At 59.7% G+C, this 22143-nt stretch carries 21 protein-coding genes, 5 tRNA genes and 1 pseudogene; 17 read left to right on the forward strand and 10 right to left on the reverse strand.

What is annotated here, in order from left to right; translation table 11 throughout:
- Positions 1-90 precede the first annotated feature (90 nt).
- The 5 genes from clpB to AB4O35_RS09930 all read left to right on the forward strand — a co-directional run bounded on the left by clpB (position 91) and on the right by AB4O35_RS09930 (position 3373).
- On the forward strand, positions 91-2655 hold the full coding sequence (clpB, locus tag AB4O35_RS09910) for an ATP-dependent chaperone ClpB (RefSeq protein WP_065875161.1): 2565 nt from the start codon (positions 91-93) through the stop codon (positions 2653-2655).
- A 303-nt stretch (positions 2656-2958) separates the two neighbouring features.
- Positions 2959-3034 (forward strand) — tRNA-Asn (locus AB4O35_RS09915).
- Between the two features lie 10 nt (positions 3035-3044).
- Positions 3045-3121: transfer RNA gene (locus AB4O35_RS09920), tRNA-Pro, on the forward strand.
- A 5-nt stretch (positions 3122-3126) separates the two neighbouring features.
- A tRNA-Lys gene (locus AB4O35_RS09925) sits at positions 3127-3202 on the forward strand.
- Between the two features lie 94 nt (positions 3203-3296).
- Positions 3297-3373 (forward strand) — tRNA-Pro (locus AB4O35_RS09930).
- Between the two features lie 175 nt (positions 3374-3548).
- Here AB4O35_RS09930 and AB4O35_RS09935 read toward each other — a convergent pair.
- The 3 genes from AB4O35_RS09935 to AB4O35_RS09945 are packed head-to-tail and all read right to left on the reverse strand — an operon-like array spanning position 3549 to position 5765.
- On the reverse strand, positions 3549-4847 hold the full coding sequence (locus AB4O35_RS09935; RefSeq protein WP_065875160.1) for an NAD(P)/FAD-dependent oxidoreductase: 1299 nt from the start codon (positions 4845-4847) through the stop codon (positions 3549-3551).
- Between the two features lie 60 nt (positions 4848-4907).
- Positions 4908-5081, reverse strand: coding sequence for a DUF3094 family protein (locus tag AB4O35_RS09940; protein WP_044286631.1), 174 nt, complete (start codon positions 5079-5081; stop codon positions 4908-4910).
- Between the two features lie 54 nt (positions 5082-5135).
- On the reverse strand, positions 5136-5765 hold the full coding sequence (locus tag AB4O35_RS09945; protein WP_049710060.1) for a DUF1780 domain-containing protein: 630 nt from the start codon (positions 5763-5765) through the stop codon (positions 5136-5138).
- Positions 5766-5868: 103 nt separating this feature from the next.
- On the opposite strand from AB4O35_RS09945, the gene AB4O35_RS09950 reads away from it, so the two are divergent.
- The 3 genes from AB4O35_RS09950 to AB4O35_RS09960 all read left to right on the forward strand — a co-directional run bounded on the left by AB4O35_RS09950 (position 5869) and on the right by AB4O35_RS09960 (position 7312).
- A complete protein-coding gene (locus AB4O35_RS09950) occupies positions 5869-6336 on the forward strand; it encodes an FAD/FMN-containing dehydrogenase (protein ID WP_065875159.1) in 468 nt (155 codons plus the stop codon).
- Positions 6333-7022, forward strand: coding sequence for an energy-coupling factor ABC transporter permease (locus AB4O35_RS09955; protein WP_065875158.1), 690 nt, complete (start codon positions 6333-6335; stop codon positions 7020-7022). Before AB4O35_RS09950 ends, AB4O35_RS09955 begins: the two co-directional genes overlap by 4 nt.
- A 74-nt stretch (positions 7023-7096) precedes the next feature.
- Positions 7097-7312: a hypothetical protein gene (locus tag AB4O35_RS09960; RefSeq protein ID WP_003171680.1), complete on the forward strand. Its 216-nt coding sequence runs from the start codon at positions 7097-7099 to the stop codon at positions 7310-7312.
- On the opposite strand, the gene yacG is transcribed toward AB4O35_RS09960, so the two are convergent.
- The 4 genes and pseudogenes from yacG to AB4O35_RS09980 form a co-directional block, all read right to left on the reverse strand.
- The gene (gene yacG / locus AB4O35_RS09965; RefSeq protein ID WP_003188437.1) at positions 7309-7509 is read right to left on the reverse strand and encodes a DNA gyrase inhibitor YacG; all 201 of its coding nucleotides are present in this window, start codon (positions 7507-7509) and stop codon (positions 7309-7311) included. The genes AB4O35_RS09960 and yacG overlap by 4 nt on opposite strands.
- Positions 7506-8129 (reverse strand): dephospho-CoA kinase, encoded by a 624-nt coding sequence (gene coaE / locus AB4O35_RS09970; RefSeq protein ID WP_065875157.1) that lies wholly within the window; start codon positions 8127-8129, stop codon positions 7506-7508. Before coaE ends, yacG begins: the two co-directional genes overlap by 4 nt.
- Positions 8126-8992 (reverse strand): prepilin peptidase, encoded by an 867-nt coding sequence (locus AB4O35_RS09975; RefSeq protein ID WP_065875156.1) that lies wholly within the window; start codon positions 8990-8992, stop codon positions 8126-8128. The genes coaE and AB4O35_RS09975 overlap by 4 nt, the downstream gene beginning before the upstream one ends.
- Positions 8989-10198: pseudogene (locus tag AB4O35_RS09980) on the reverse strand (type II secretion system F family protein). The gene AB4O35_RS09975 and the pseudogene AB4O35_RS09980 overlap by 4 nt, the downstream one beginning before the upstream one ends.
- Before the next feature lie 202 nt (positions 10199-10400).
- Here AB4O35_RS09980 and AB4O35_RS09985 point away from each other — a divergent pair.
- The 4 genes from AB4O35_RS09985 (at position 10401) to AB4O35_RS10000 (ending at position 12823) form a co-directional block, all read left to right on the forward strand.
- The gene (locus tag AB4O35_RS09985; protein ID WP_065879638.1) at positions 10401-10814 is read left to right on the forward strand and encodes a pilin; all 414 of its coding nucleotides are present in this window, start codon (positions 10401-10403) and stop codon (positions 10812-10814) included.
- A 35-nt stretch (positions 10815-10849) separates the two neighbouring features.
- Positions 10850-12250: an O-antigen ligase family protein gene (locus AB4O35_RS09990; protein WP_065875153.1), complete on the forward strand. Its 1401-nt coding sequence runs from the start codon at positions 10850-10852 to the stop codon at positions 12248-12250.
- A 48-nt stretch (positions 12251-12298) separates the two neighbouring features.
- Positions 12299-12371 (forward strand) — tRNA-Thr (locus AB4O35_RS09995).
- 146 nt (positions 12372-12517) lie between these two features.
- Positions 12518-12823 carry a DUF6388 family protein gene (locus tag AB4O35_RS10000; RefSeq protein ID WP_065875152.1) on the forward strand — a complete coding sequence of 102 codons (306 nt, stop codon included), beginning with the start codon at positions 12518-12520 and terminating at the stop codon, positions 12821-12823.
- Between the two features lie 180 nt (positions 12824-13003).
- Here AB4O35_RS10000 and nadC read toward each other — a convergent pair whose 3' ends face one another.
- Positions 13004-13852 carry a carboxylating nicotinate-nucleotide diphosphorylase gene (gene nadC, locus AB4O35_RS10005; RefSeq protein WP_065946186.1) on the reverse strand — a complete coding sequence of 283 codons (849 nt, stop codon included), beginning with the start codon at positions 13850-13852 and terminating at the stop codon, positions 13004-13006.
- A 191-nt stretch (positions 13853-14043) separates the two neighbouring features.
- Here nadC and AB4O35_RS10010 point away from each other — a divergent pair, with 191 nt between their 5' ends.
- The 5 genes from AB4O35_RS10010 to AB4O35_RS10030 all read left to right on the forward strand — a co-directional run bounded on the left by AB4O35_RS10010 (position 14044) and on the right by AB4O35_RS10030 (position 20386).
- Complete coding sequence (locus tag AB4O35_RS10010) at positions 14044-16194, forward strand: DUF1631 domain-containing protein (protein ID WP_065875150.1); 2151 nt, start codon at positions 14044-14046, stop codon at positions 16192-16194.
- Between the two features lie 61 nt (positions 16195-16255).
- Positions 16256-16819, forward strand: a complete 564-nt coding sequence (ampD, locus tag AB4O35_RS10015; protein ID WP_065875149.1) for a 1,6-anhydro-N-acetylmuramyl-L-alanine amidase AmpD — start codon at positions 16256-16258, stop codon at positions 16817-16819.
- Positions 16816-17652 carry a regulatory signaling modulator protein AmpE gene (ampE, locus tag AB4O35_RS10020; protein ID WP_065875148.1) on the forward strand — a complete coding sequence of 279 codons (837 nt, stop codon included), beginning with the start codon at positions 16816-16818 and terminating at the stop codon, positions 17650-17652. Before ampD ends, ampE begins: the two co-directional genes overlap by 4 nt.
- Before the next feature lie 1471 nt (positions 17653-19123).
- The gene (locus AB4O35_RS10025) at positions 19124-19828 is read left to right on the forward strand and encodes a methyl-accepting chemotaxis protein (protein ID WP_460149650.1); all 705 of its coding nucleotides are present in this window, start codon (positions 19124-19126) and stop codon (positions 19826-19828) included.
- Between the two features lie 126 nt (positions 19829-19954).
- Positions 19955-20386, forward strand: coding sequence for a hypothetical protein (locus AB4O35_RS10030; RefSeq protein WP_065875146.1), 432 nt, complete (start codon positions 19955-19957; stop codon positions 20384-20386).
- Here AB4O35_RS10030 and AB4O35_RS10035 read toward each other — a convergent pair.
- Entirely contained in the window at positions 20333-21109 is a 777-nt protein-coding gene (locus tag AB4O35_RS10035; RefSeq protein ID WP_065910608.1) for a TatD family hydrolase, read from the reverse strand. The genes AB4O35_RS10030 and AB4O35_RS10035 overlap by 54 nt on opposite strands.
- 2 nt (positions 21110-21111) lie before the next feature.
- Positions 21112-22107 (reverse strand): catabolite repressor/activator, encoded by a 996-nt coding sequence (gene cra / locus AB4O35_RS10040; protein WP_065875144.1) that lies wholly within the window; start codon positions 22105-22107, stop codon positions 21112-21114.
- Between the last annotated feature and the right edge of the window lie 36 nt (positions 22108-22143).

Raw genomic sequence — 22143 nt, forward strand, 5'->3', positions numbered from 1 at the left:
CCAGAATTGACCACATCTATAGGGGTATCTGGCAGGTTTCTTCATTCAGGATGTTTTATAGCTCCGGCCTGCTCAAAAGGAAGGTGACTAATGCGTATTGATCGTTTAACCAGCAAGTTGCAGTTGGCCTTATCGGACTCCCAATCCTTGGCGGTGGGCCTTGACCACCCGGCCATCGAGCCTGCGCACTTGATGCAGGCGCTCCTGGAACAGCAAGGTGGTTCTATCAAACCCTTGCTGATGCAGGTGGGCTTTGACGTCAACAGCCTGCGCAAGGAGTTGAGCAAAGAGCTCGACCAACTGCCGAAAATCCAAAACCCGACCGGCGACGTGAATATGTCGCAGGATTTGGCGCGCCTGCTGAATCAGGCTGACCGTCTGGCCCAGCAGAAGGGTGACCAGTTCATTTCCAGTGAACTGGTACTGCTCGCCGCGATGGACGAGAACAGTAAGCTTGGCAAATTGTTGCTGGGCCAGGGCGTGAGCAAGAAAGCCCTGGAAAACGCCATCAACAACCTGCGTGGCGGTGACGCGGTAAACGACCCCAACCATGAGGAGTCGCGTCAAGCACTGGATAAATACACGGTCGACCTGACCAAGCGCGCCGAAGAGGGCAAGCTTGACCCGGTGATCGGCCGTGACGATGAAATTCGTCGCACGATTCAGGTGCTGCAACGTCGCACCAAGAACAACCCGGTGCTGATCGGTGAGCCTGGTGTGGGTAAAACCGCGATTGCCGAAGGCCTGGCCCAACGCATCATCAATGGTGAGGTGCCGGACGGCCTGAAGGGCAAGCGTCTGCTCTCCCTGGACATGGGCTCGTTGATTGCAGGTGCCAAGTTCCGCGGTGAGTTCGAAGAGCGTCTGAAATCCCTGCTGAATGAATTGTCCAAGCAGGAAGGGCAGATCATTCTGTTTATCGACGAACTGCACACCATGGTAGGCGCCGGCAAAGGCGAGGGCTCCATGGACGCCGGCAACATGCTCAAGCCAGCCTTGGCGCGGGGTGAGTTGCACTGCGTCGGTGCTACCACGCTCAACGAATATCGCCAGTACATCGAAAAAGACGCCGCCCTTGAGCGTCGCTTCCAGAAAGTGCTGGTGGAGGAGCCGAGCGAAGAAGACACCATCGCGATCCTGCGAGGCTTGAAAGAACGTTATGAGGTCCACCACAAGGTGGCGATCACCGACGGTGCGATCATTGCGGCGGCCAAGTTGAGCCATCGCTATATCACTGACCGTCAGTTGCCGGACAAGGCCATCGACTTGATCGACGAAGCGGCCAGCCGTATCCGCATGGAAATCGATTCCAAGCCGGAAGTACTCGACCGTCTGGATCGGCGCCTGATTCAACTGAAAGTTGAGTCCCAGGCCCTTAAGAAAGAAGAAGACGAAGCGGCGAAGAAACGTCTGGAAAAACTCCAGGAAGAAATCGTCCGTCTGGAGCGCGAGTATTCCGACCTGGAAGAAATCTGGACCTCGGAGAAAGCTGAAGTGCAGGGTTCTGCGCAGATCCAGCAAAAGATCGAGCAGTCCCGCCAGGAACTGGAAGCCGCACGCCGCAAAGGCGACCTGAACCGCATGGCCGAGTTGCAATACGGGGTGATCCCGGACTTGGAGCGCAGCCTGCAGATGGTCGATCAGCACGGTAAAAGCGAGAACCAGTTGTTGCGCAGCAAAGTGACCGAGGAAGAAATTGCCGAAGTTGTTTCCAAGTGGACCGGCATTCCGGTGTCGAAAATGCTCGAAGGTGAGCGCGACAAGCTGCTGAAGATGGAAAGCCTGTTGCACCAGCGCGTCATTGGCCAAGAAGAGGCTGTGGTGGCGGTGTCCAACGCAGTACGGCGTTCCCGTGCCGGTTTGTCCGACCCGAATCGCCCAAGTGGTTCGTTCATGTTCCTCGGCCCGACCGGAGTGGGTAAGACCGAGCTGTGCAAAGCCTTGGCCGAGTTCCTCTTTGATACTGAAGAGGCCATGGTGCGGATCGATATGTCCGAATTCATGGAGAAACACTCGGTGGCTCGCTTGATCGGCGCGCCACCAGGCTATGTGGGCTACGAGGAGGGCGGTTACCTGACCGAAGCCGTGCGGCGTAAGCCTTACTCGGTGATCTTGCTGGATGAGGTCGAGAAGGCGCATCCGGATGTGTTCAACATCCTGTTGCAAGTGCTGGAAGATGGCCGCCTGACGGACAGTCACGGGCGCACCGTGGACTTCCGCAACACGGTGATCGTGATGACCTCCAACCTGGGCTCGGCGCAGATCCAGGAGCTGGTAGGTGATCGTGAGGGCCAGCGTGCTGCTGTAATGGATGCGTTGACCACGCACTTCCGTCCAGAATTCATTAACCGGGTCGACGAAGTGGTGATCTTTGAGCCTCTGGCACGTGACCAGATCGCGGGTATCACCGAGATCCAGCTGGGCCGTCTGCGCAGTCGTCTGGCCGAACGCGAACTGTCGCTGGAGCTGGGCAGTGACGCGTTGGAGAAATTGATCGCGGTCGGTTATGACCCGGTGTATGGCGCACGGCCGTTGAAACGTGCGATCCAGCGCTGGATCGAAAACCCGCTGGCCCAGTTGATTTTGTCGGGCAGTTTCATGCCGGGCACCAGCGTCACGGCGACCGTGGAAAACGACGAAATCGTCTTCCACTGAGCCCAGGCTGTAGGCGGATAAGACAAGGCCCCGCATTACGGGGCCTTTTTTTTCGATAGGGCGTTGAACTGTAAGGCAAAGGCTTGTAAAGTGCGCCCCGCAGCAACGTCAGCCCACGGGTTTCTTCTCCCCAAGAAGAAATCAGAAACAAGCGCAAATCATTGTCTTAAAAGCAATTTAAAGGGTTGACAGGGGTTTTTAAGATTGTAGAATAGCGCGCCTCAGACACATGAACGTAGCGATACGGGCAAGTAGAAGAGAGGGTTACACAGCAGTAAAAGTTGTACATTTGAAATATGTAGTTCCGTGATAGCTCAGTCGGTAGAGCAAATGACTGTTAATCATTGGGTCCCAGGTTCGAGTCCTGGTCACGGAGCCAATTTCAAAACCGGGGTATAGCGCAGTCCGGTAGCGCGCCTGCTTTGGGAGCAGGATGTCAGGAGTTCGAATCCCCTTACCCCGACCATATTTGGGTCGTTAGCTCAGTTGGTAGAGCAGTTGGCTTTTAACCAATTGGTCGTAGGTTCGAATCCCACACGACCCACCATTTTTGAGACCAGTTAACGCTGGAATCAGATCTTAAGATCAGAGGCCAAAAGCACTGATCGAAGAAGGCGACTGAAAGGTCGCCTTTTTATTACCGGGGTATAGCGCAGTCCGGTAGCGCGCCTGCTTTGGGAGCAGGATGTCAGGAGTTCGAATCCCCTTACCCCGACCATATTAAAAATCCTCGTATCGAAAGATACGGGGATTTTTTTTGTGCTGAAAATCTCAAATGCAACGCAAAAAAATGTGGGAGCGGGCTTGCCTGCGATAGCGGATTGTCAGCCAGCCTATGTGCTGCTGTTCCACCGCTATCGCGGGCAAGCCCGCTCCCACATTAATAAGCGTTGTTAGTGCAATTTCAGACGCGGCTCGGTGCCTCGGCCGATCTTGCTCCCCAGCATCAGCATCGCCGTACGGAAAAACCCATACAGCGCCACCTGGTGCATCCGGTACAGCGACACGTAAAACATCCGCGCCAACCAGCCTTCCAGCATCACGCTGCCAGTGAGGTTACCCATCAAGTTACCCACCGCCGAGAACCGCGATAGCGAAATCAGCGATCCATAGTCGGTGTACTTGTACGACGGCAGGTCCTTGCCTTCAATACGCAGCTTCAGCGATTTTGCCAGCAGCGACGCCTGTTGGTGAGCCGCCTGGGCCCGTGGCGGTACGTTGCGGTCGGTGCCCACTTGTGGGCAAGCAGCGCAGTCACCAAAGGCGAAGATGTTTTCGTCGCGGGTGGTTTGCAGCGTTGGCAACACCTGCAGCTGATTGATACGGTTGGTTTCCAGGCCGTCGATGTCCTTGAGGAAACCTGGTGCGCGAATGCCGGCGGCCCACACCTTGAGGCTGGCTGGAATCACTTGGCCGCTGCTGGTGATCAGGGCGTCGGCCGTCACTTCACTGACCGCCGAGTTGGTCAGCACCGTCACTCCGAGCTTTTCCAGGGTTTTATGCACAGGCCCGCCGATACGCTCCGGCAGGGCAGGCAACACCCGTGGCCCGGCTTCGATCAGGGTGATGTGCATGTTTTCCGGCTTGATGCGGTCCAGGCCATAGGCGGCCAACTCATGGGCGGCGTTATGCAGCTCGGCGGCCAGTTCGACGCCGGTTGCACCGGCGCCGACGATGGCGACGCTGATTTTTTCCACCACGTCGGTCTGCCCGGCATGAGCGCGCAGATAGTGGTTGAGCAATTGCTGGTGGAAGCGCTCGGCTTGCTTGCGGGTGTCGAGGAACAGGCAGTGTTGCGCCGCGCCTTCGGTGCCGAAATCGTTGGTGGTGCTGCCGACCGCGATGACCAGGCTGTCATAGTCCAGCACGCGCGCAGGCACCAGCTCACGGCCTTCTTCATCAAGCGTGGCGGCGAGCTGGATCTTCTTTTGTTCACGGTCAAGCCCGCTCATGCGCCCCAGTTGGAACTCGAAGTGGTTCCATTTGGCCTGGGCGACATAATTGAGTTCGTCCTCCGAAGAGTTCAGCGAACCTGCGGCCACTTCGTGCAGCAAGGGCTTCCAGATATGGGTCAGGTTGGCGTCCACCAGCGTGATGCTGGCGGTGCCGCGCTTGCCCAGAGTCTTACCCAGGCGGGTAGCCAACTCCAGGCCGCCGGCGCCGCCGCCGACGATAATAATACGATGGGTCATGGGGATATCTCGCAAGGCTAAAAGAAATCGGAGCAGTTACCCCCGCGAGCGCCAGGCAGCTCATAGCGTCAGGTAACTCAAAAGGCGACTCAACAGGCCGAGGCCGATCACCACTACAAGCACCACACCGAGGAGCAGCCACGGCCGGAAAGGCTTGCGCTCGACTCGGTGTTGGGAGAGTTGCAGGTACTCTTCGACATGCTGTTGGTCATCGGGGTTCAGGCGGCTGGTCATAAAGGCCTCGTCAGGTAGACGTTGCAAAAGGGCGCCACGTTACAGTCCGGGGGCTCAGAGGCTGATGCCCACGTCGAACACTATGCTGCGGCCCAGGTTGTTGCGCAAGAAATCCGGCGCGTCCGGGTGTGCGAACAGCACCCGTGCAAAAGTCGGCCCCACCAGTGACAGCGAGCGCCAGCCTTGGCGCAGGTATTCCGTCGGTGGCGGGAAGTGGCTGTTGAGGTCTAGCACTTCGCGCTTGAGGCTGGAGAAAGCGACGATATCCAGCTCCCCCAGGTCCATGCCGCGCTCTTTATAGTTGTGGGCCTTTTTGCGCAATGTGGGCGCCAGGCGCATTAAAAATTCATGGGCCGGGATACGTCGCGGCTTGGCTTCACGTCGTACCAGTTGGCTAAGGGAGAAGGCGCTGCGACGGCGCAGCAACTCGTCACGCCATTCGTCGTTCAGGCGACGGCCTTCATCCAGTACGAAAAACACTTCGAAGCTGGCATCGCGGAACAGCACGTCCGGCGGTTCTTGCCCGGCGGCGTGAAACTCTTCGGCACGGTAAGGCACGTTCAAGCCTTGCAGCAGGCGCTGGCAGACCCAACGCTCACGCTCCCACTTGCGGGCATTGGACAGGAAAGCGTTGGCTTGCTCGGCCGCCACGGTGAGCAGGCGCAAGTAATCTGAGTCATCCATAGGTAGCAGCTTAGCGCTCAAATCATGACCGCAGGAAGTCCCGCTGTAAAAGCTCGGTGTAGACTGGTCACTCGATCATCAAGCCGGACTTGAGGAGTGCGTAGTGAAGTTTTTAGCGGTGCTGATGCTCAGCCTTTTACCCGTGTGGTCCCAGGCCGTTGAAGTGGGTGAACGCCTGGCGCCCTGGACGTTGCTGGATCAATTCGACCAGGCCTACACCCTGGATGACCAAGCGCAGATCTTGCTGGTGGCGCGCAGCATGGACGCCGCCAAATGGGTGGATACGGCATTGCAAGGGCAGCCTAAGGGGTATCTGGAGTCACGGCGCGGGGTGTTTGTCGCCGATATCCAGCGCATGCCCCGACTGATCGCCAAACTGTTCGCAGTGCCGGCCATGCAGTCCTATAACTACCGGGTTATGCTGGACCGTGACGCGCGCGTTGCGCCGCGTTATCCGGGTCCTGTGGATAAGGTGCTGTGGCTGCAACTGGATAACGGCAAGCTGGTCGCGCAACGCGAATACAGCTCTGGCGCTGAGCTGCGCCAAGCCCTGGAGCAGGTGAAGCCGTGATCAGTGCGGCCGTGTTGGCGCCGCAAACCCTTGGCATCGGCTGGCTGTTGTACGCGCCGGTGGTGCTGTGGGCAATCTTGCGTTCGCCATGGGTCGAGTTGTTTGCCGACCGGCGGCGTCAGCATTTGCTGTTCGGCACGGTGTTCGCGTTGTTCATGCTGTGGTTGGTACGGCGGGATTTCGATACCGGGGTCTCGTACCACTTTATCGGCATGACTGCCGTCACCCTGCTGCTGGATTGGCCACTGGCGATCGTCGGCGGCTTTGCTGCCCAGGTGGGCCTGATGTTGTTGGGGCGCCAGGACTTGGCTGCCCTTGGTGTCAACGGCTTGCTGCTTGTCGGGCTGCCAGTGCTGGTTACCGAGGGTTGCGCACTGCTGGTCGAGCGTGCGCAACCACGCAATCCGTTTGTGTATATCTTCTGTTCCGGCTTTTTTGCCGCCGCGCTGTCGGCGTTGCTCTGCCTGTTGTTCGGGCTCGGGCTGTTGTGGTTCGACGGTCTTTTTGCCATGCCGGAATGGCTGGAGGATTTCGTCGGCTATCTGTGGTTGATCATCTTCCCAGAGGCCTTTATCAACGGCATGGTTATCAGCGCTTTGGTGGTGTTTTGCCCGGAATGGCTGGAGACCTTCAACCGTACTCGCTACCTCTCGGCGCCCTGGAAGGACGACGATTCACAGCGTTGACCCAGATCAAATCCCGCGTAGCCGAGCAGGCCCATGCTCTGCGAAATTGTCCTGGGCAAGGCGGGGGCACGATCATGAGTGTGTATGAGTGGGCACGGCAGGAGTTGCGCAGAAGCCAGGATGCGGCACAGGAAATCGGTTTTGACCCAGGCTTGACCCTGCGCGCCATGCTCAGTGCGGTGGTGCAGCAGAGCAAGGGTGTGCGCAGTTTTGAAGACCTGGCCGACGAGCTGCAATACCTTGCAGAGAACCTCGACGACCAGCAGGAATATGCCTTTATGCGCCCTTAATGGCGCGGCGGCAGGTCTTCGGAAAACAGCTCGTCTTCGGCATCCGGAGCCACCGGGATTTTGTGTTCCTCGGCCGCCCAGGCGCCGAGGTCGATGAGCTTGCAACGGTCCGAGCAGAACGGCCGGTTGAGGTTGGTCGCTTTCCATTCCACGGGTGCGCCGCAGGTTGGGCAATCGACGGTCAAGGGTTGGCTCATGTTCGGCCTCCACGCAAAGTAAGGTAAAAGTGGTGCAGTCGCTCGACCTCGCTGTGCAGCCAGGCGAGGTCCTTGTCGTTGACCAGTATGTCATCGGCATGGTTCAGGCGGTCTTCACGGCTTGACTGCGCCTTGAGGATTGCCTGTACCTGTTGTTCGGTGATGCCGTCGCGCTGCAGGGTACGCTGAATCTGCAGCGATTGCGGCACGTCGATCACCAGGATGCGTTGGGTCATGCTGTTCTGGCCTGACTCAATCAGCAGCGGCGATACCAGGATTGCGTAAGGCGACTGCGCGCGCGCCAGGTGGTTGCGAATCTCCTCGCCAATCAACGGGTGTAGCAAGGCTTCAAGCCAGCGGCGCTCTTCGGGTACCTCAAAGATCAGCTTGCGCAATGCGGCGCGGTCCAGCTGGCCGTCAGGCTGCAGCACGCCGGCACCGAAGTGCTCGGCGATGCGTGCCAGTGCCGGCCGGCCAGGCTCGACCACCCAACGGGCGGCGTGGTCGGCGTCCACCAGGTCAATACCCAGGTTGATAAAGTGCTGGGCAGCCGCACTTTTGCCGCTGCCGATACCGCCGGTGAGGCCGAGAATCCAAGGTGCTGCAACAGAAGTGGTCATCTGAAACCGACAGACTGCAAATAGAAGTCGGTTATTTGACCACCCCAGAGCAATGCAATCCAGCCGGCAATTGCCAGATACGGACCAAACGGCATGGGCGCCGATGCCTGGGTCTTGCGCAGACGCATCAGGATCAAGCCTACGCACACCCCAAGCAGGGACGACATCAACAGCGTCATCGGCAGGATCTGCCAGCCACCCCAGGCGCCGAGCAGCGCCAGTAACTTGAAGTCGCCGTGGCCCATGCCGTCCTTGCCAGTGACCCACTTGAACAGCCAGAACACGCTCCACAGGCTCATATACCCGATCACCGCGCCCAACAGGGCGTCCGGCAATGTCGTCAACAGGCCCAACCCGTTGACGATCAGACCCAGCCATAACAACGGCATCACCAGCACATCGGGCAGCAGTTGATGGTCTGCATCGATCAGGCTCATCGCCAACAAGCCCCAACTCAGCACCATCACCGCTCCCGCCTGCCAGCCAACACCGAAATGCCAGGCCACCCAGGCCGAGATCAGCCCGCACCCCAGTTCTGTAAGTGGATAGCGGGCGCTGATCGCGCCCTGGCAATGGGCGCAACGGCCTCTGAGAAACAGATAACTGAGTAGAGGAATGTTTTCCCAGGGACGTATCGGATGATTGCAGTGCGGACAGCAGGAGTTGGGATGCATCAAATTGTAAGTCGGCCCGGCAGGTTCAGCGGGCAAACCGAGCACTTCGTGGGCCTGGGCGCGCCATTCACGTTCGAGCATTTTCGGCAGGCGCCACACCACCACATTGAGAAAACTGCCAATCACCAGCCCCAATACCCATGCCATCACGACAAAAGCCAATGGGTGTTCACCCAGCACCAGGTTCAAAATGCACTCCCCAACTGGAATACCGGCAGGTACATGGCGATCACCAACGCGCCAACGATACCCCCCAACACCACCATGATCAGCGGTTCCATCAGGCTGGTGAGGTTGTCGACCAAGTTGTCCACATCGGCCTCGTAATGGCTGGCGACCTTTTCCAGCATGCGGTCCAGTGTGCCCGACTCTTCGCCGATGGCCGTCATCTGGATTGCCATTGCGGGAAACAGTCCGCTGGCGACCATGGATTGGTTCAGTTGCATGCCAGTGGATACATCGTGTCGCATATGTTCGATTGCCTGTTTGAACGGTCCTGAACCGGCAGCACCAGCCACCGATCTCCAGTGCCTGTACCAACGGAACACCGGCGGCAAAGGTGGTGGAAAGCGTGCGGGCATAGCGAGCCACGGCTGATTTGCTCAGCAGTTTGCCTGCCAGAGGCATTTTCAACAAACCGGTGTCCAGCCATAGACGAAAAGCAGGCAAGGCACGATAGGCGTGGCGCAATCCCAGAGCCCCCGCAAGAGCGCCCAGCGCCATGATCCACCAGGCTTTCTGCATGAACTCGGAGAGCGCGATAACCTGCAAGGTAAAACCGGGCAACGTGCCGTCGACCCCGGCAAACAGGTTCTGGAACTGCGGCACGACGTGGATCAATAGAACGCTGGTGACAACGCTGGCCACTACCAGCACGGCGATCGGGTAGGTCATGGCCTTTTTGATCCTGGCCTTTAATTGCTCGTTCTTTTCCCGATGGATTGCCACGCGCTCCAGCAGTGTTTCCAGTGCCCCGGCCTGTTCGCCGGCTGCCACCAGGTTGCAATACAGCTCATCGAAATAGCGCGGTTGTTTGCGCAACGCTTCGGCCAGGCTGGAGCCGGCGGCGATCGCCTGTTTCAACCCTTGCACCTGCTCACGCACAGCTCGGTTGTCGAAGCCTTCGCCGATGATGTCGAAGGCTTGCAGAAGGGGAATGCCGGCCTTCAGCAGCGTGGCCAGTTGGCGAGTGAGTAGGGTGATGTCCGTCGATCTGATCGACGGTGCCAAGCTTGGCAGCACGGCAGATTGCTTGCGTACCACGCCTGGGCTGATGCCTTGCCGGCGCAACTGAGCCTTGACCAAGGCGGGGTTGTGCCCTGCGGTTTGCCCGAACACCTTACGTCCTTTACGGTTGATGCCTTCCCAGGCGTACAGCGTTGAAGCGTTATCCATGACAGGGTTCCGCAGAGAGGTCGTCGAAGATTTATAGCTTAGTCAGGTGACGGATTCGGGCAGGCAGGCAACGCAGGATAAAATGTCAGAATGTGCGTCCAGTGCGCGATTGAGCGCTTGCGGATGAGTACACTGGCGCCGCTGCACAACACGGGGCGCAGGAAGCGCCTTGTCATGAGTTCTATTCTGGAGAGTGAAAGTGATGCGTCAGAAAGGTTTTACTTTGATCGAGTTGTTGATCGTCGTGGCAATCATCGGCATCTTGGCCACCATCGGCTTGCCCATGTACACCACCCACCAGGCCAAGGCCAAGTTCACCGCCGGCCTGGCTGAAATCACCGCGTTGAAGCCTGGGTATGAAGACACCCTCAACCAAGGCACCGTACCCACGCTGGCGTTGATCGGTGGCGCCAGCCCGACCGCCAATTGCAAGATCGATGTGGCAGGGGATGTGGCGACGGGCGCGGGTTCCATCCGTTGCGAAATACTCGACGCTCCCGCGCCGGTACTGGGCAAGACCATCAGCCTGACGCGCAACGCCACCAGTGGTTGGAAATGCACCACCACTGCTGACGCGAAATATATCGCCAAGGGCTGCGGCGCCGACGGTGCATAACTGCTAGACCCTCCACAGGGAAGTTGAGGTGGCCGATGTATTTATCCATACAGCAGCGTGGCAGTATTTTTCTGGTAGCAGTGGTGTGTCTGCTGGTTGTCGGGATTTGTGCACCGTTCAGTGGGCATGATCTACAGCGGGCGATGCAGATTGCCATCGGGGCTTGTGCGGTGCTGTATGGGCTGTCGGTCGCCCCCGTTGAACGGTTGGTAGACCGGCCCACCACCCTGGGCCTGGCGCTGATTATTGGGCTGGGCCTGGTGTCATCGACGCTGGCCCACCAGCCGCTCTGGGCACTGGCCGAAGTGGCTTTGTTTGTCAGTTGCGGTGCGATTGCCGTGGCAGTTGCCTTGCTGCGTCGCCAGGGCGGCGAGCCTTTGGACCGCGCCTTGATCATGGTGGTGGTGCTGCTGTGCCTGATCAAGTCGATTCAATACGTGTATGCGGGCGCACTCGCGTTCGCCAGCGCCGAGCGGACGCTGGACCCTGACTTGCTGCTCTCTGGCTTTTCCAACAAGCGATTCTACGGCCAGTTCCAGACGTTCACCCTGCCATTGCTGGCGCTTCCCTTGTTGATCCCGACGCTCTCGCGCTCGCTCAAAGTTGCGGTGTTTGCGTTGCTGTGCGTGTGGTGGCTGATCGCAATTGGTGGCGGCACACGCGGCACCTGGCTTGGCATGGGCGCGGCGGGTGTGGTGTTGGCGGTGTTGGGGCCTTGGGGCCGGCGCTGGCTGGGGTGGCAGCTGGCCGCAGTGTGTGGCGGGCTGTTGCTGTACTGGCTGGTGTTTACGGTGTTAGCGGATTACCTGGGGATCGAACTCACCAGTGGCGCCAGCGATCGCCTCACCACCTCGTTGTCGGGGCGCGGGCCGATCTGGTGGCAGGGATGGCACATGCTCACCGAACGGCCAGGGCTGGGTTTCGGGCCTATGCATTTTGCCGATATCACCAACAGGATTGCCGCTCACCCCCACCAGGCCATCCTGCAATGGGCCAGTGAATGGGGTGTGCCATCGGCTCTGTGCGTCGCGGTGTTGGCGTGGCGAGGCGGCTGGGCCACATTCGGTATATTGCGTGAGCGTGCGCTGAGCGCCGAGCGTGCAGACCTGCTGCGGCTGTGCCTGTTTGCATCGGTGGTTGGCGCGTTGGTGCAGTCCATGGTCGATGGCGTGATTGTGATGCCCAACTCCCAGGTTTGGCTGGCGCTGGTGGTGGGCTGGCTGATGGCGCTGCATGTGTGGCGAATGCCGCCGACCGCTGAACTGCCATTGGCCCGGGGTGCTTGGAAAACGCTCAGTGTGCTGGCCGTTGGTCTGTTGATTTTTATTGTCGCGCGCGATGTACCTCACATCAAGCAAGCGCAGCAGCAGTACCTGGACGGCCATGACACCTTCCTGCAACCGCGCTTCTGGGCCCAAGGTGTGATTGCCCGTTGACGCCGGTAAGTTGCCGGACTTCCGATGCAGTGCTAGCTTTAGCCCACCGCCCGTGTAGCTCAGCCGGTAGAGCAGCGCACTCGTAACGCGAAGGTCGCAGGTTCGATTCCTGTCTCGGGCAAAAAGGCAACAAAGGCAGCACGTTTTCAGTTGATCCCAGAATGGTTCTGAAGGCCAGACGAGCCGGCATTCGCGCCCGCTCATTTGTATCTGCGCAACCCTTGATGACCCAGATGCATCCCCATTCCTCGATCTAAGAGAACACACATGACCACGACTGAAATGACCCAGGAAGCTCGGCACGAAGAAGCACTCAATAAATACCTTGAGGACACGCCGCAGCTTAAAGAAGAAATCAAGGACCTGAGCGCCGACGATCAGCGCGATCAGATTCAGTGGGCATTCGAGGACGAGGCCGAGAGCCAGGGCCTCCAGCCTTGGGAGCTGACCCTCAAGTACACCTCGACACCGGAAGAATTCGAAGCGGCACGGCTGGTCTTGCACAAAGAGGCGGCCGAGGTGCTGGGTGTCGATTGGGAAGAGTACTGCGAGATGAATAATCTGGTGGTCTGAGCGTTTTAAATGGGCGGGCTTGTTGTGGCGAGGGAGCTTGCTCCCGCTGGGCTGCGAAGCAGCCCTGATAGCGGGTGGTGAGGTGTATCAGATACACCGGCTGTGTCGGAAAGGGAGTGCTCCGCGCTCCAGCGGGAGCAAGCTCCCTCGCCACAGTGAGCTCGCTCTTAATTTGAAAGCTTAGATACTCAGCCGCATCGACAAATCCACCGCCTTCACATCCTTGGTCATGGCGCCGATTGAGATGTAGTCCACCCCGGTCTCTGCGATAGGCAGCAGGGTGCTTTCATTGATCCCGCCGCTGGCCTCCAGCTTCGCCTTGCCGCCGTTCAGGCGCACGGCTTCACGCATATCGTCCAGGCTCAACTCATCGAGCATGATGATATCCGCGCCCACTGCCAGGGCTTCGCGCAGTTCATGCAGGCTTTCCACTTCGATTTCCACCGGCTTGCCGGGTGCGATCTTGTGGGCGGCCGTGATCGCCTGGGCAATGCCCCCGCAGGCGGCGATATGGTTTTCCTTGATCAGGAACGCGTCATATAAACCGATACGGTGGTTGTGGCAGCCGCCGCAGGTTACTGCGTACTTCTGCGCAAGGCGTAGGCCCGGCAGGGTTTTGCGGGTATCGAGCAGCTTGACCTGGGTACTGGCGACAAAATCTGCCAGGAATTGGGCGCGGGTCGCGACCCCGGACAGCAACTGCAGAAAATTCAACGCGCTACGTTCGCCGCTGAGCAGCGAGCGTGCCGGACCTTCCAGGTGGAACAGCGCTTGGTTGGGGCTGACGCGTTCACCGTCGGCGACCTGCCAATGCACGGCGACCCGTGGGTCCAACTGACGGAATACCGCGTCGACCCAAGCCGTACCCGCGATAACAGCGGCGTCGCGCGTGATGATGGTGGCGGTGGCCAGCCGTTCGGCCGGGATCAACTGAGCAGTGATGTCGCCGCTGCCGACGTCTTCCAGCAGTGCGCGGCGCACGTTGGCTTCGATTTCGGCGGTGAGGTCGGCAAGACGGAGATTCGGCATAACAGGCTCCACAAACAAAGTGCCCCGATTATAGGGGCAGTGCGCTTCTGAACCCAGGCTCACCCCTCATTTACCGTGCGATGGCAGAGTTTGCTGGCGCAACCCACCTCATTTGCAAGATAATCTTGCGCCTTGCAATTGGCGTCATAGCTTTGACGTTTAGACAGATAGCGCCGTTTCAGGAGGCCAGGATGCACAATGACGGAAAGGTGGTGCCAATCAAAAAGGCACACGCCACGCCATCGCCGCTCGCCCGACTTCCGGTGGTGTTGCTGCAGGTCCGCGACAAGGCGGTGCAACAGTTGCAGCAAGGGCTGCAGGAACTGTTCGATAACGCCGACGACACGTTGTTCGAAATGGCCGACAGGTCGCGCAACACGCTTGACCACCATATTTTCTTTGAAGCCATGCGCGACCTGCGCCTTAAGCGCAAGAATTTTGAGCGCGTGTTCCTGGAGCAACTGTTTGAAGCCTTCGCCAGCCTGGGCCAGGCGGGGCAGGGAGAGCTGCAACTGGTGCCGGTGGTTTCCTATGACGCGCCGCCCGGTTCATCCAAGGATGCCCTGGAAAAAGCCGTGGCGCTTGAAGCCATGCTCGGCCGGGTACGACATCGTGACGGCCTGGCCCTTGGTCAACTCACTGCGCGGTTGAGCGCATTACTGGGCAATCGCCTGGATGAGCGTGACAACCCGCTGGGCCCCGCGCTGTTGTGTGAGTTTTTCCTGCGGGCGGGGCGCAGCCTGGGGGTGGAGATCCGCGTCAAACTGATCATGCTCAAGCTCTTTGAAAAGTACGTGCTCAGTGACGCCGACCAGTTGTATGGCGAAGCCAATCAATTGCTGGTCGCGACCGGCGTATTGCCGGAACTCAAGGCCGTACCGTCCCGTCGGCTTGAGGCGCGTGCGGCCCGCGAACACCCGCACGAAGAGGCCCCGTCGGCCGCCGATCAGCCCGCCGACGACAATGGCCAGGAAGCCTTCGCCGCGCTCCAGAACTTACTCACAGCGGTACGCGGCAGCGTGGCGCCAACGCTTGAGGCCAGTGCCGAACCGCTGCCTATTTCCACCCGTGATCTGTTACGCCTGCTGTCCCACTTGCAGCAGTACGTGCCGGAGCCTGAGGCCGAAGACGATTTCGACCTGTGTAACCAGCTTGAACAGTTGCTCACCCGTGTCAGCGTCAAGAGTGGTAAGTCGCGGGTGGTAGAGGATGCGGACGAAGACGTGATCAACCTGGTCGCGCTGTTATTCGAATTTATCCTCAACGACCTTACCGTGCCCGGTGCCTTCAAGGCTTTGATCGGTCGCCTGCAGATCCCGATGCTGAAAGTCGCGTTGCTCGACAAGAGCTTTTTCAGCCGCGCCAGTCACCCGGCGCGACGCTTACTCAATGAAATCGCGGCCGCCGTCATGGGCAGCAGTCCGCCTGAAGACTGCCAGCGCGACCATCTTTATCTGCGCATCGAGCAAGTCGTGCAGCGTTTGCTCAATGAGTTCGTCGAAGACCCGGCGATTTTTCCCCAATTGCTCGCAGAGTTCAGCGTGTTTACCGCCGATGAACGGCGACGCAGCGACCTGCTTGAACAACACACCCGCGATGCCGAAGCTGGACGCGTGCGCACCGAAGCCGTACGCCAGCGCGTGGCCGATGTGCTTAATCGACGGTTGTTGGGCAAGGTCCTGCCGCGTCCGGTGGTGCAGTTCCTGCAGCAGGCATGGAGCCAAGTGTTGTTGCTGACCAGCCTCAAGCACGGTGAGCAGTCGGTGCAATGGCAAGCGGCGTTGCGCACCATGGACGAGCTGATCTGGAGTGTCAGCCTGCAGCAAGACACTGAAGCCGGGCGCCATTTGCTGGAGCAACTGCCTGGCTTGCTCAAGGCCTTGCGCGATGGGTTGACCAGTGCCGCGTTCGACCCGTTCAGCACCCGTGAATTCTTTCTGCGCTTGCAGGCCTTGCACGTCCAGGCGCCCGAAGGCATGGAAGATCTGATCGAAGTGCGCGAGCCGTTTGTCCTCAGCGCGGCGTCGCCCGCCCCGGTCATCGACCTGCCGAGCAACGACCCGGACTTGCTCAAGGCTCAAGAACTAAAGGTGGGTAGCTGGGTGGTGTTCCAAGCGGACGCGACCAGCACTCTGCGGTGCAAGCTGACGGCGATCATGGCACCGGCCAACACGTATATCTTCACCAGCCGCACGGGGCTCAAGGTGTTGGAGAAGAGTACCGGCCAGTTGGCGCTGGCGTTCAAGCGCGGCACGCTGCATTCCTTGGACGACGCCCCCCTGTTCGAGCGCGCGCTGGCCGCGGTGTTGAATAAACTGCGTCAACTCAATCGCGGCAAGTGATCGCAACCAGAGGGTCGAACGCGGCATACTGGTCATACGTTGTCTCGTTCAAGGAACCTGTATGCAGTTGGACCCCACCAGCGGTTGGTGCCAGGGCATTCGTCATTGCCCTTCGCCCAACTTCAACGAGCGCCCCGCAGGCGAAATCTCACTGTTGGTGGTGCATAACATCAGCTTGCCACCGGCGCAGTTCGCCACCGGTAAAGTGCAGGAATTTTTCCAGAACCGCCTGGATGTCACGGAACATCCCTACTTTGAAGGGATTGCCGACCTACGGGTGTCTGCGCATTTTCTGATTGAGCGCGATGGCACGGTGACGCAGTTTGTCTCCTGCCTCGACCGCGCCTGGCATGCCGGGGTCTCATATTTCGAGGGCCGGGAAACCTGTAATGACTTTTCCCTGGGGATAGAGCTGGAAGGCACGGATGATCAGCCGTTTACCGACGCACAATATGTGGCGCTGACCGACCTGACCCGCCAATTGCTGGCGGCTTACCCGGGCATCACCCCCCAGCGCATTTGTGGTCACAGCGATATCGCGCCGGGACGCAAGACCGATCCCGGCCCCGCTTTTGATTGGACGCGCTTTCGCAGCGCCCTGCAGGATGGAGGACACGCACGATGAGTTTTCTGGTGTTGGTGCTGGCCGTATGGATCGAGAAGTTCTCGGCCCTGCGCCAGCGGTTGCAGCGCGATGGTGGTTGGCTGCGCGAACTGGTCAAGCTGGAATCGAGCCCGAGCATGGGCAAGCGTCCCTGGCTGATTCTGGTAGTACTGGTGTTGTTGCCGGTGGCATTGCTGGCGTTGTTGCTGCTGGTGCTGGAGCCGGTGGCCTACGGTCTGTTGGCGCTGCCGGTGCACCTGGTGGTGGTGATCTACAGCCTGGGCCGTGGTGATCTGCTCGCCGGGCTCGGTCCGTTTCGCGATGCCTGGCGCCGTGGCGACCTGCAAGCTGCCGAGCACGTGGCCGAACGTGACCTGAACCTCAGCGCCGACAGTGGCGAACAGCTGCTCGAACGCGTTCAGGGCCATCTGTTGTGGCAGGCGTACCAGAGCTTCTTTGCGGTGATTTTCTGGTACTTCCTGCTGGGCCCGGTGGCTGCCTTGGCCTATCGCCTACTTGCCCTGGCCAGTGAGAACAGCAAGAACCCACGGGTCGCCGAGCGCGCCGGGCAACTGCGCCACGCGTTTGACTGGCTGCCGGTGCGCCTGTTGGCGGCCAGCTTTGCCTTGGTGGGCAACTTCGTCGCGGTTGGCCGCGTGATGCTGCACGAACTGCTGAGCTGGGACATCAGCGCTGCCCAATTGGTGGAAAAAGTCGGCCTGGTCGCCGCCGAAATCCCGCCACCAGCGGTGGGCGCCGATGGCATCAACAGCCTGGATCGCATATGGGAACTGCTGCTGCGCGCCGCCGTGCTGTGGTACGCCGGGTTTGCAATCTGGACGGTATTGCCCTAGCCGAGTGAATGCGGGCAAATTATTTTTCGGCAGCCCCGCTGCCGTTAACCTTAAGTTACAAAACTCCCTTTCAAATTGAGCTATACAGATGCTGGCTAACTGCCGCCCTGGGCCTCAATAAAAATAAAAGAAAGGGAGTTCACCTGTGAAGAGCTTGCTCTATCCCGCCGTCGCGCTGATGAACCGCCTGAGCTTCGGCATGAAGTTCAGCTTGATCAGCGTGCTGTTCCTGCTGCCCATGCTGGCGACCAACTATTACCTGGTGCGCGATTCTTGGCGTGAATTCCAGGGCACACGCGTGGAATTGCAAAGCCTCGACTTGCTCGGCAGCAGCCTGGCCTTGCGCCGCGACTTGGAAACCCTCAACAACCAAGTCCAAATCAACGCCACCCTTGGCCAGTCCGGCAAGGCCGGCGACCTTGAGGGCAAGATCAGCGCATTGGAAAGCAGTGTCCTGAGCCGCCTGCAGAGCCTCAGCGCCATGGCGACCGATCCCGAGCAAATTGCCGCCTTTGACGGCAAGCGCGACGAGTTGATCGCGGCCTTCAAGGCCCAGCAGCAGGAAACATCGCTGCTGAGCAAAAGTGCACTGATCGGCAAGTTGCTTAACAAGGCACAGATGCTCAGCCAGATCATCGCCAGCCAATCCGGTTTGAGCCGCGACCCCCAGAGCGATCTGCGCCAGCTCAGCGAATTGATCACCAGCGTGACCCCGCAAGTCACGCAGACCCTGGGTGAAGGTCGGGCAATCGGCGCGTATTCCCTGGGCCAAGGTTTTCTCAATTCGTCGTCCAGTACGCGCTTTGACGAACTGTTGCAGCAATTGGAAAAACTCCAGGCTGAATATGGCTTGAAGTTGCAGGATGCCTTGGGCGCCAGCATAGCCGCGCACACTGCACTCGATGGCCTGGCCAAGGCGAGTAACGCCAGCTTGAAGCAAGGCAGTGAGTTGTTTGAGGAGCAGGTGGTGATGGCCGAAACCCTTGACGCGCCTTGGCAGGGTTTCTACGACGATATCAGCCAGCTGATGGCCCAGACCTACCAGTTGGACGACGCCACCCTGGCCTTTCTCGGACAGCAGTTGGAGCAACGCCTGGCGCAGAACCGCACGCACATGGTGGTGCTGGTCCTGGCCCTGACGGTCGTGTTCCTGCTGATCTTCTATTTGTACGCAGGGTTTTACGCCTCCACGCGCACAACCCTGCGGCGCCTGGGGACGATGATGGACAAGGTGGCGGCCGGCGATATGACGGTCACCTTTGTCGCGGATAGCCGCGATGAGTTGGGCGACCTGGGCCAGGTGTTCAATGGCACCGTAGCGAAGATCCATGACTTGATTGAACGTGTCGGGCACACCGTCGGCCAGGTCGAACTCCAGGCCGGCCAGGTGGAAACGGTCTCAGCCCAGAGCAATCAGGCGGTGTCCGGGCAGCGCACGCAGATCGAGCAAGTCGCGACGGCCATGAACCAGATGTCGTCCACAGCCCAGGAAGTCGCACGCAGTGCGGCGGCGGCGGTCAGCAGTGCCCACAGCGTCAACGATGAAACTGTCAGTGGCCGTAGCCTGGTGCAATCCCAGCAGGGCAGCATCGCGCGGTTGGCCTCGGAGATCGATCAGTCGGTGCGGGTGATTAACCAATTGGCCACCGACAGCCAGTCCATCAGCAGTGTGTTGGAAGTGATCAAGAGCATTGCCGAGCAAACCAACCTGCTGGCACTCAACGCCGCCATCGAGGCCGCGCGGGCCGGTGAGCAGGGGCGTGGTTTTGCTGTGGTGGCCGACGAGGTGCGCACCCTGGCCCGGCGCACGCAGGACTCCACAGAAGAAATCGAACAGATGATCAGCCGCTTGCACAGCGGTGTGTCGGCCGCCGTGAAGGCCATGGGCAGCAGCCATGAAATGGCCAATGGCACCGTGGAGCAGTCGGAAAGGGTCCAGCAGGCCTTGGAAAATATCCTCGGTGCCGTGGGCATGATCGTCGATCAGAACCAGCAGATCGCTGCCGCCGTGGAACAACAGACGGCCGTCGCCCACGATATTGACCAGAATATCGTCGCAATCAATCGGGCCGGCGAATATGCCGCCGAAGGCGCGCATCAGACCGAAGCGGCGAGCCGGCAGTTATCGATGCAGGTGATCGAGTTGAAGCAATTGATCGGTGCGTTTCGCGTGTAAGACCTGGACGTAGGATTTATCGCTGGATGGCGTGGTGCTTGTCCTGATTTTCCGGCGTCCCTTTTCTGGCCCCCTGAATGGGTGAAAATTCTTTCACTCGATTTCAAGTTCTGGGGAGGCACAGCGATGACCGCTGCAATCGGCATCAAAGGGCACTGCGCCCATTGCAACATCACCTTTGAACTCAAGCCTTGGCAATTAAATGCCATTGCTATCGAAGAGCCATTCGATTGCCCGTACTGCCAGTGGATCTTGCGATTGAACTGCCCCCGGCAATTGCGTCAGTTCAAGTCCCTGGACCATTGGGCACTGGTGCGCCCAAGCATGGTGGTCTTGACCTGTATTGTGTTGATTGTGGTGCTGGTCGCGGAGTGGCTGGGGCTGATCAGTGTGATTGGCCAGTTCAACGTCTCGCTGGTGGTGCTGCTGGTGCATTTCCTGGCGTTGCGTTATGCCCGTTACCGCCAGCAGATAACGCTGGACCTGCAAGGGATCACGCCGAACCTACCAATTGAACAGCTCGCACGCATTGCGTGTGCTCGCCTCAGCCAGCAATAGGGAGCTGATACCCATGCGCTCGGCAAGGGCGGTGCAGATGGCTGGCAGGTGCTCGGGGCTGTTGCGTTGGCCGGGGAACATGGCCGGTGCCATATCGGGCGAGTCGGTTTCCAGCACCACCGCGTCGAGCGGCAGTTGCGCCAATACCTTGTGCATACGCAGGGCCTGGGGCCAGGTAGGTGCGCCGCCCAAACCCAGCTTGAAGCCGAGCTTGATGTACTCGCGGGCCTCTTCTTGGCTGCCGGCAAACGCATGGATGATGCCGCCACGGGGTAGGCGGATGCGCTTGAGGGTGGCGATCACCGCGGCGTGGCTGCGACGTACATGCAGTAACGCTGGCAATTGGAAGTCCACCGCCAGCTTCAGTTGAGCTTCAAACAGGCTCTGCTGGCGTTCGCGGTCCAGTTGCTCGAGAAAGTAATCCAGGCCGATCTCACCGACCGCACACAGTTGCCGGTGGCCGTGCAGGCGAGTCAGCCAGTCGCCCAATTCCGTCAGGTCGGCGGGGCGATGCTCATCGAGGTACACCGGGTGCAGGCCAAAGGCGGCGAACAAACCTTCGTCCGCTTGCACCAGATCCCACAGGCGCTGCCAATTCTGCTGATACACCCCCAGCACCACCATGCGGCGCACACCCAATGCCCGGCTACGACTGAGGACGTCCCGGCGGTCGCTGTCGAAATCCGCAAAGTCCAGGTGGGTGTGGGTGTCGATCAGCTCCACGCTCAGGCCTCGTGAATACGCTGCTTGAACGTCCGGCCAATGGCGTGCACGCCAGGTTGGTACTGCTCTTCTTCGATAGCGGCCAGGGCCAGGCGCAGGGCGGTTTCGGCGATCTGCTGATGTTGTTGGGCCATGGCGTTGACCGGCAGCGGCAGGAAGTCCAGCAACTGGGTGTCACCAAACGTGCCCAGGCGCAGCGGGCGTGATTTGAGTGGGAAGTCATGCAACGCGTCGAACACGCCTTGCAGCAGCACGTAGGACGTGGTCACCAGCGCGTCAGGCAAATGCCCCAGTTGACGCAGAAGTTGCTCCATCAACTGTCGGCCACAGTCGCGGCTGAACGCTTCGCCGTGTTCGACGATGACCTCGCCGGTGAAACCTTCGAGTGCTTCACGGAAACCAGCGGCACGCTCCTGGCTGATGCTCAGCTCGGGCCGTGCGCCGATCAGCACGATCTGCTTGGGCAGCGGTTGCAGCAGGCTGCTGGTCAATTGCTGGCACGCCTGGCGATCGTCGCTGACCACCGAGCAGAATTGATCCGCGCCCATCACCCGGTCGATGGCAATCACCGGCAACCCTTTGGCTTGCAGCTCGCGATAACTGTCATCGCTGGCCGGCAGGCAACTGGCCACAAACAACGCATCACAGCGGCGGGCGCGGAACAGTTGCAGTAATTGGCGCTCGCTGTCGGCGTCATCGTCGGAGCTGGCGATCAGCAACTGATAGCCTCGCGCCCGTGCGCCTTGCTCCAGGAGCTTGGCGATGCGTGCGTAACTGGGGTTTTCCAGGTCGGGCAGGATAAAACCCAAGGTGCGCGTGTGCCGACTGCGCAGCCCGGCGGCCTGGGGGTTGGGGGTAAAGCCATGGGCTTCGACGACAGCACGCACCCGTTCGACGGTGGCGTTGCTGATGCGTTGCTGTTCGGCCTTGCCATTGATGACGTAGCTGGCGGTGGTCACGGACACACCGGCGAGACGTGCGATATCACTGAGTTTCAAACCGGGATTTCCTTGTTTTTTGGCGCTTGCCCCGAC

Source organism: Pseudomonas sp. H1_A03, assembly GCF_054685145.1.

Bases quoted from the DNA above. Each gene is read 5' to 3' on its own strand.
- clpB (WP_065875161.1), top strand. From the start codon at position 91: ATGCGTATTGATCGTTTAACCAGCAAGTTGCAGTTGGCCTTATCGGAC.
- AB4O35_RS09935 (WP_065875160.1), bottom strand. From the start codon at position 4,847: ATGACCCATCGTATTATTATCGTCGGCGGCGGCGCCGGCGGCCTGGAG.
- AB4O35_RS09940 (WP_044286631.1), bottom strand. From the start codon at position 5,081: ATGACCAGCCGCCTGAACCCCGATGACCAACAGCATGTCGAAGAGTAC.
- AB4O35_RS09945 (WP_049710060.1), bottom strand. From the start codon at position 5,765: ATGGATGACTCAGATTACTTGCGCCTGCTCACCGTGGCGGCCGAGCAA.
- AB4O35_RS09960 (WP_003171680.1), top strand. From the start codon at position 7,097: ATGAGTGTGTATGAGTGGGCACGGCAGGAGTTGCGCAGAAGCCAGGAT.
- yacG (WP_003188437.1), bottom strand. From the start codon at position 7,509: ATGAGCCAACCCTTGACCGTCGATTGCCCAACCTGCGGCGCACCCGTG.
- coaE (WP_065875157.1), bottom strand. From the start codon at position 8,129: ATGACCACTTCTGTTGCAGCACCTTGGATTCTCGGCCTCACCGGCGGT.
- AB4O35_RS09985 (WP_065879638.1), top strand. From the start codon at position 10,401: ATGCGTCAGAAAGGTTTTACTTTGATCGAGTTGTTGATCGTCGTGGCA.
- AB4O35_RS09990 (WP_065875153.1), top strand. From the start codon at position 10,850: ATGTATTTATCCATACAGCAGCGTGGCAGTATTTTTCTGGTAGCAGTG.
- AB4O35_RS10000 (WP_065875152.1), top strand. From the start codon at position 12,518: ATGACCACGACTGAAATGACCCAGGAAGCTCGGCACGAAGAAGCACTC.
- nadC (WP_065946186.1), bottom strand. From the start codon at position 13,852: ATGCCGAATCTCCGTCTTGCCGACCTCACCGCCGAAATCGAAGCCAAC.
- AB4O35_RS10010 (WP_065875150.1), top strand. From the start codon at position 14,044: ATGCACAATGACGGAAAGGTGGTGCCAATCAAAAAGGCACACGCCACG.
- ampD (WP_065875149.1), top strand. From the start codon at position 16,256: ATGCAGTTGGACCCCACCAGCGGTTGGTGCCAGGGCATTCGTCATTGC.
- ampE (WP_065875148.1), top strand. From the start codon at position 16,816: ATGAGTTTTCTGGTGTTGGTGCTGGCCGTATGGATCGAGAAGTTCTCG.
- AB4O35_RS10025 (WP_460149650.1), top strand. From the start codon at position 19,124: ATGTCGTCCACAGCCCAGGAAGTCGCACGCAGTGCGGCGGCGGCGGTC.
- AB4O35_RS10030 (WP_065875146.1), top strand. From the start codon at position 19,955: ATGACCGCTGCAATCGGCATCAAAGGGCACTGCGCCCATTGCAACATC.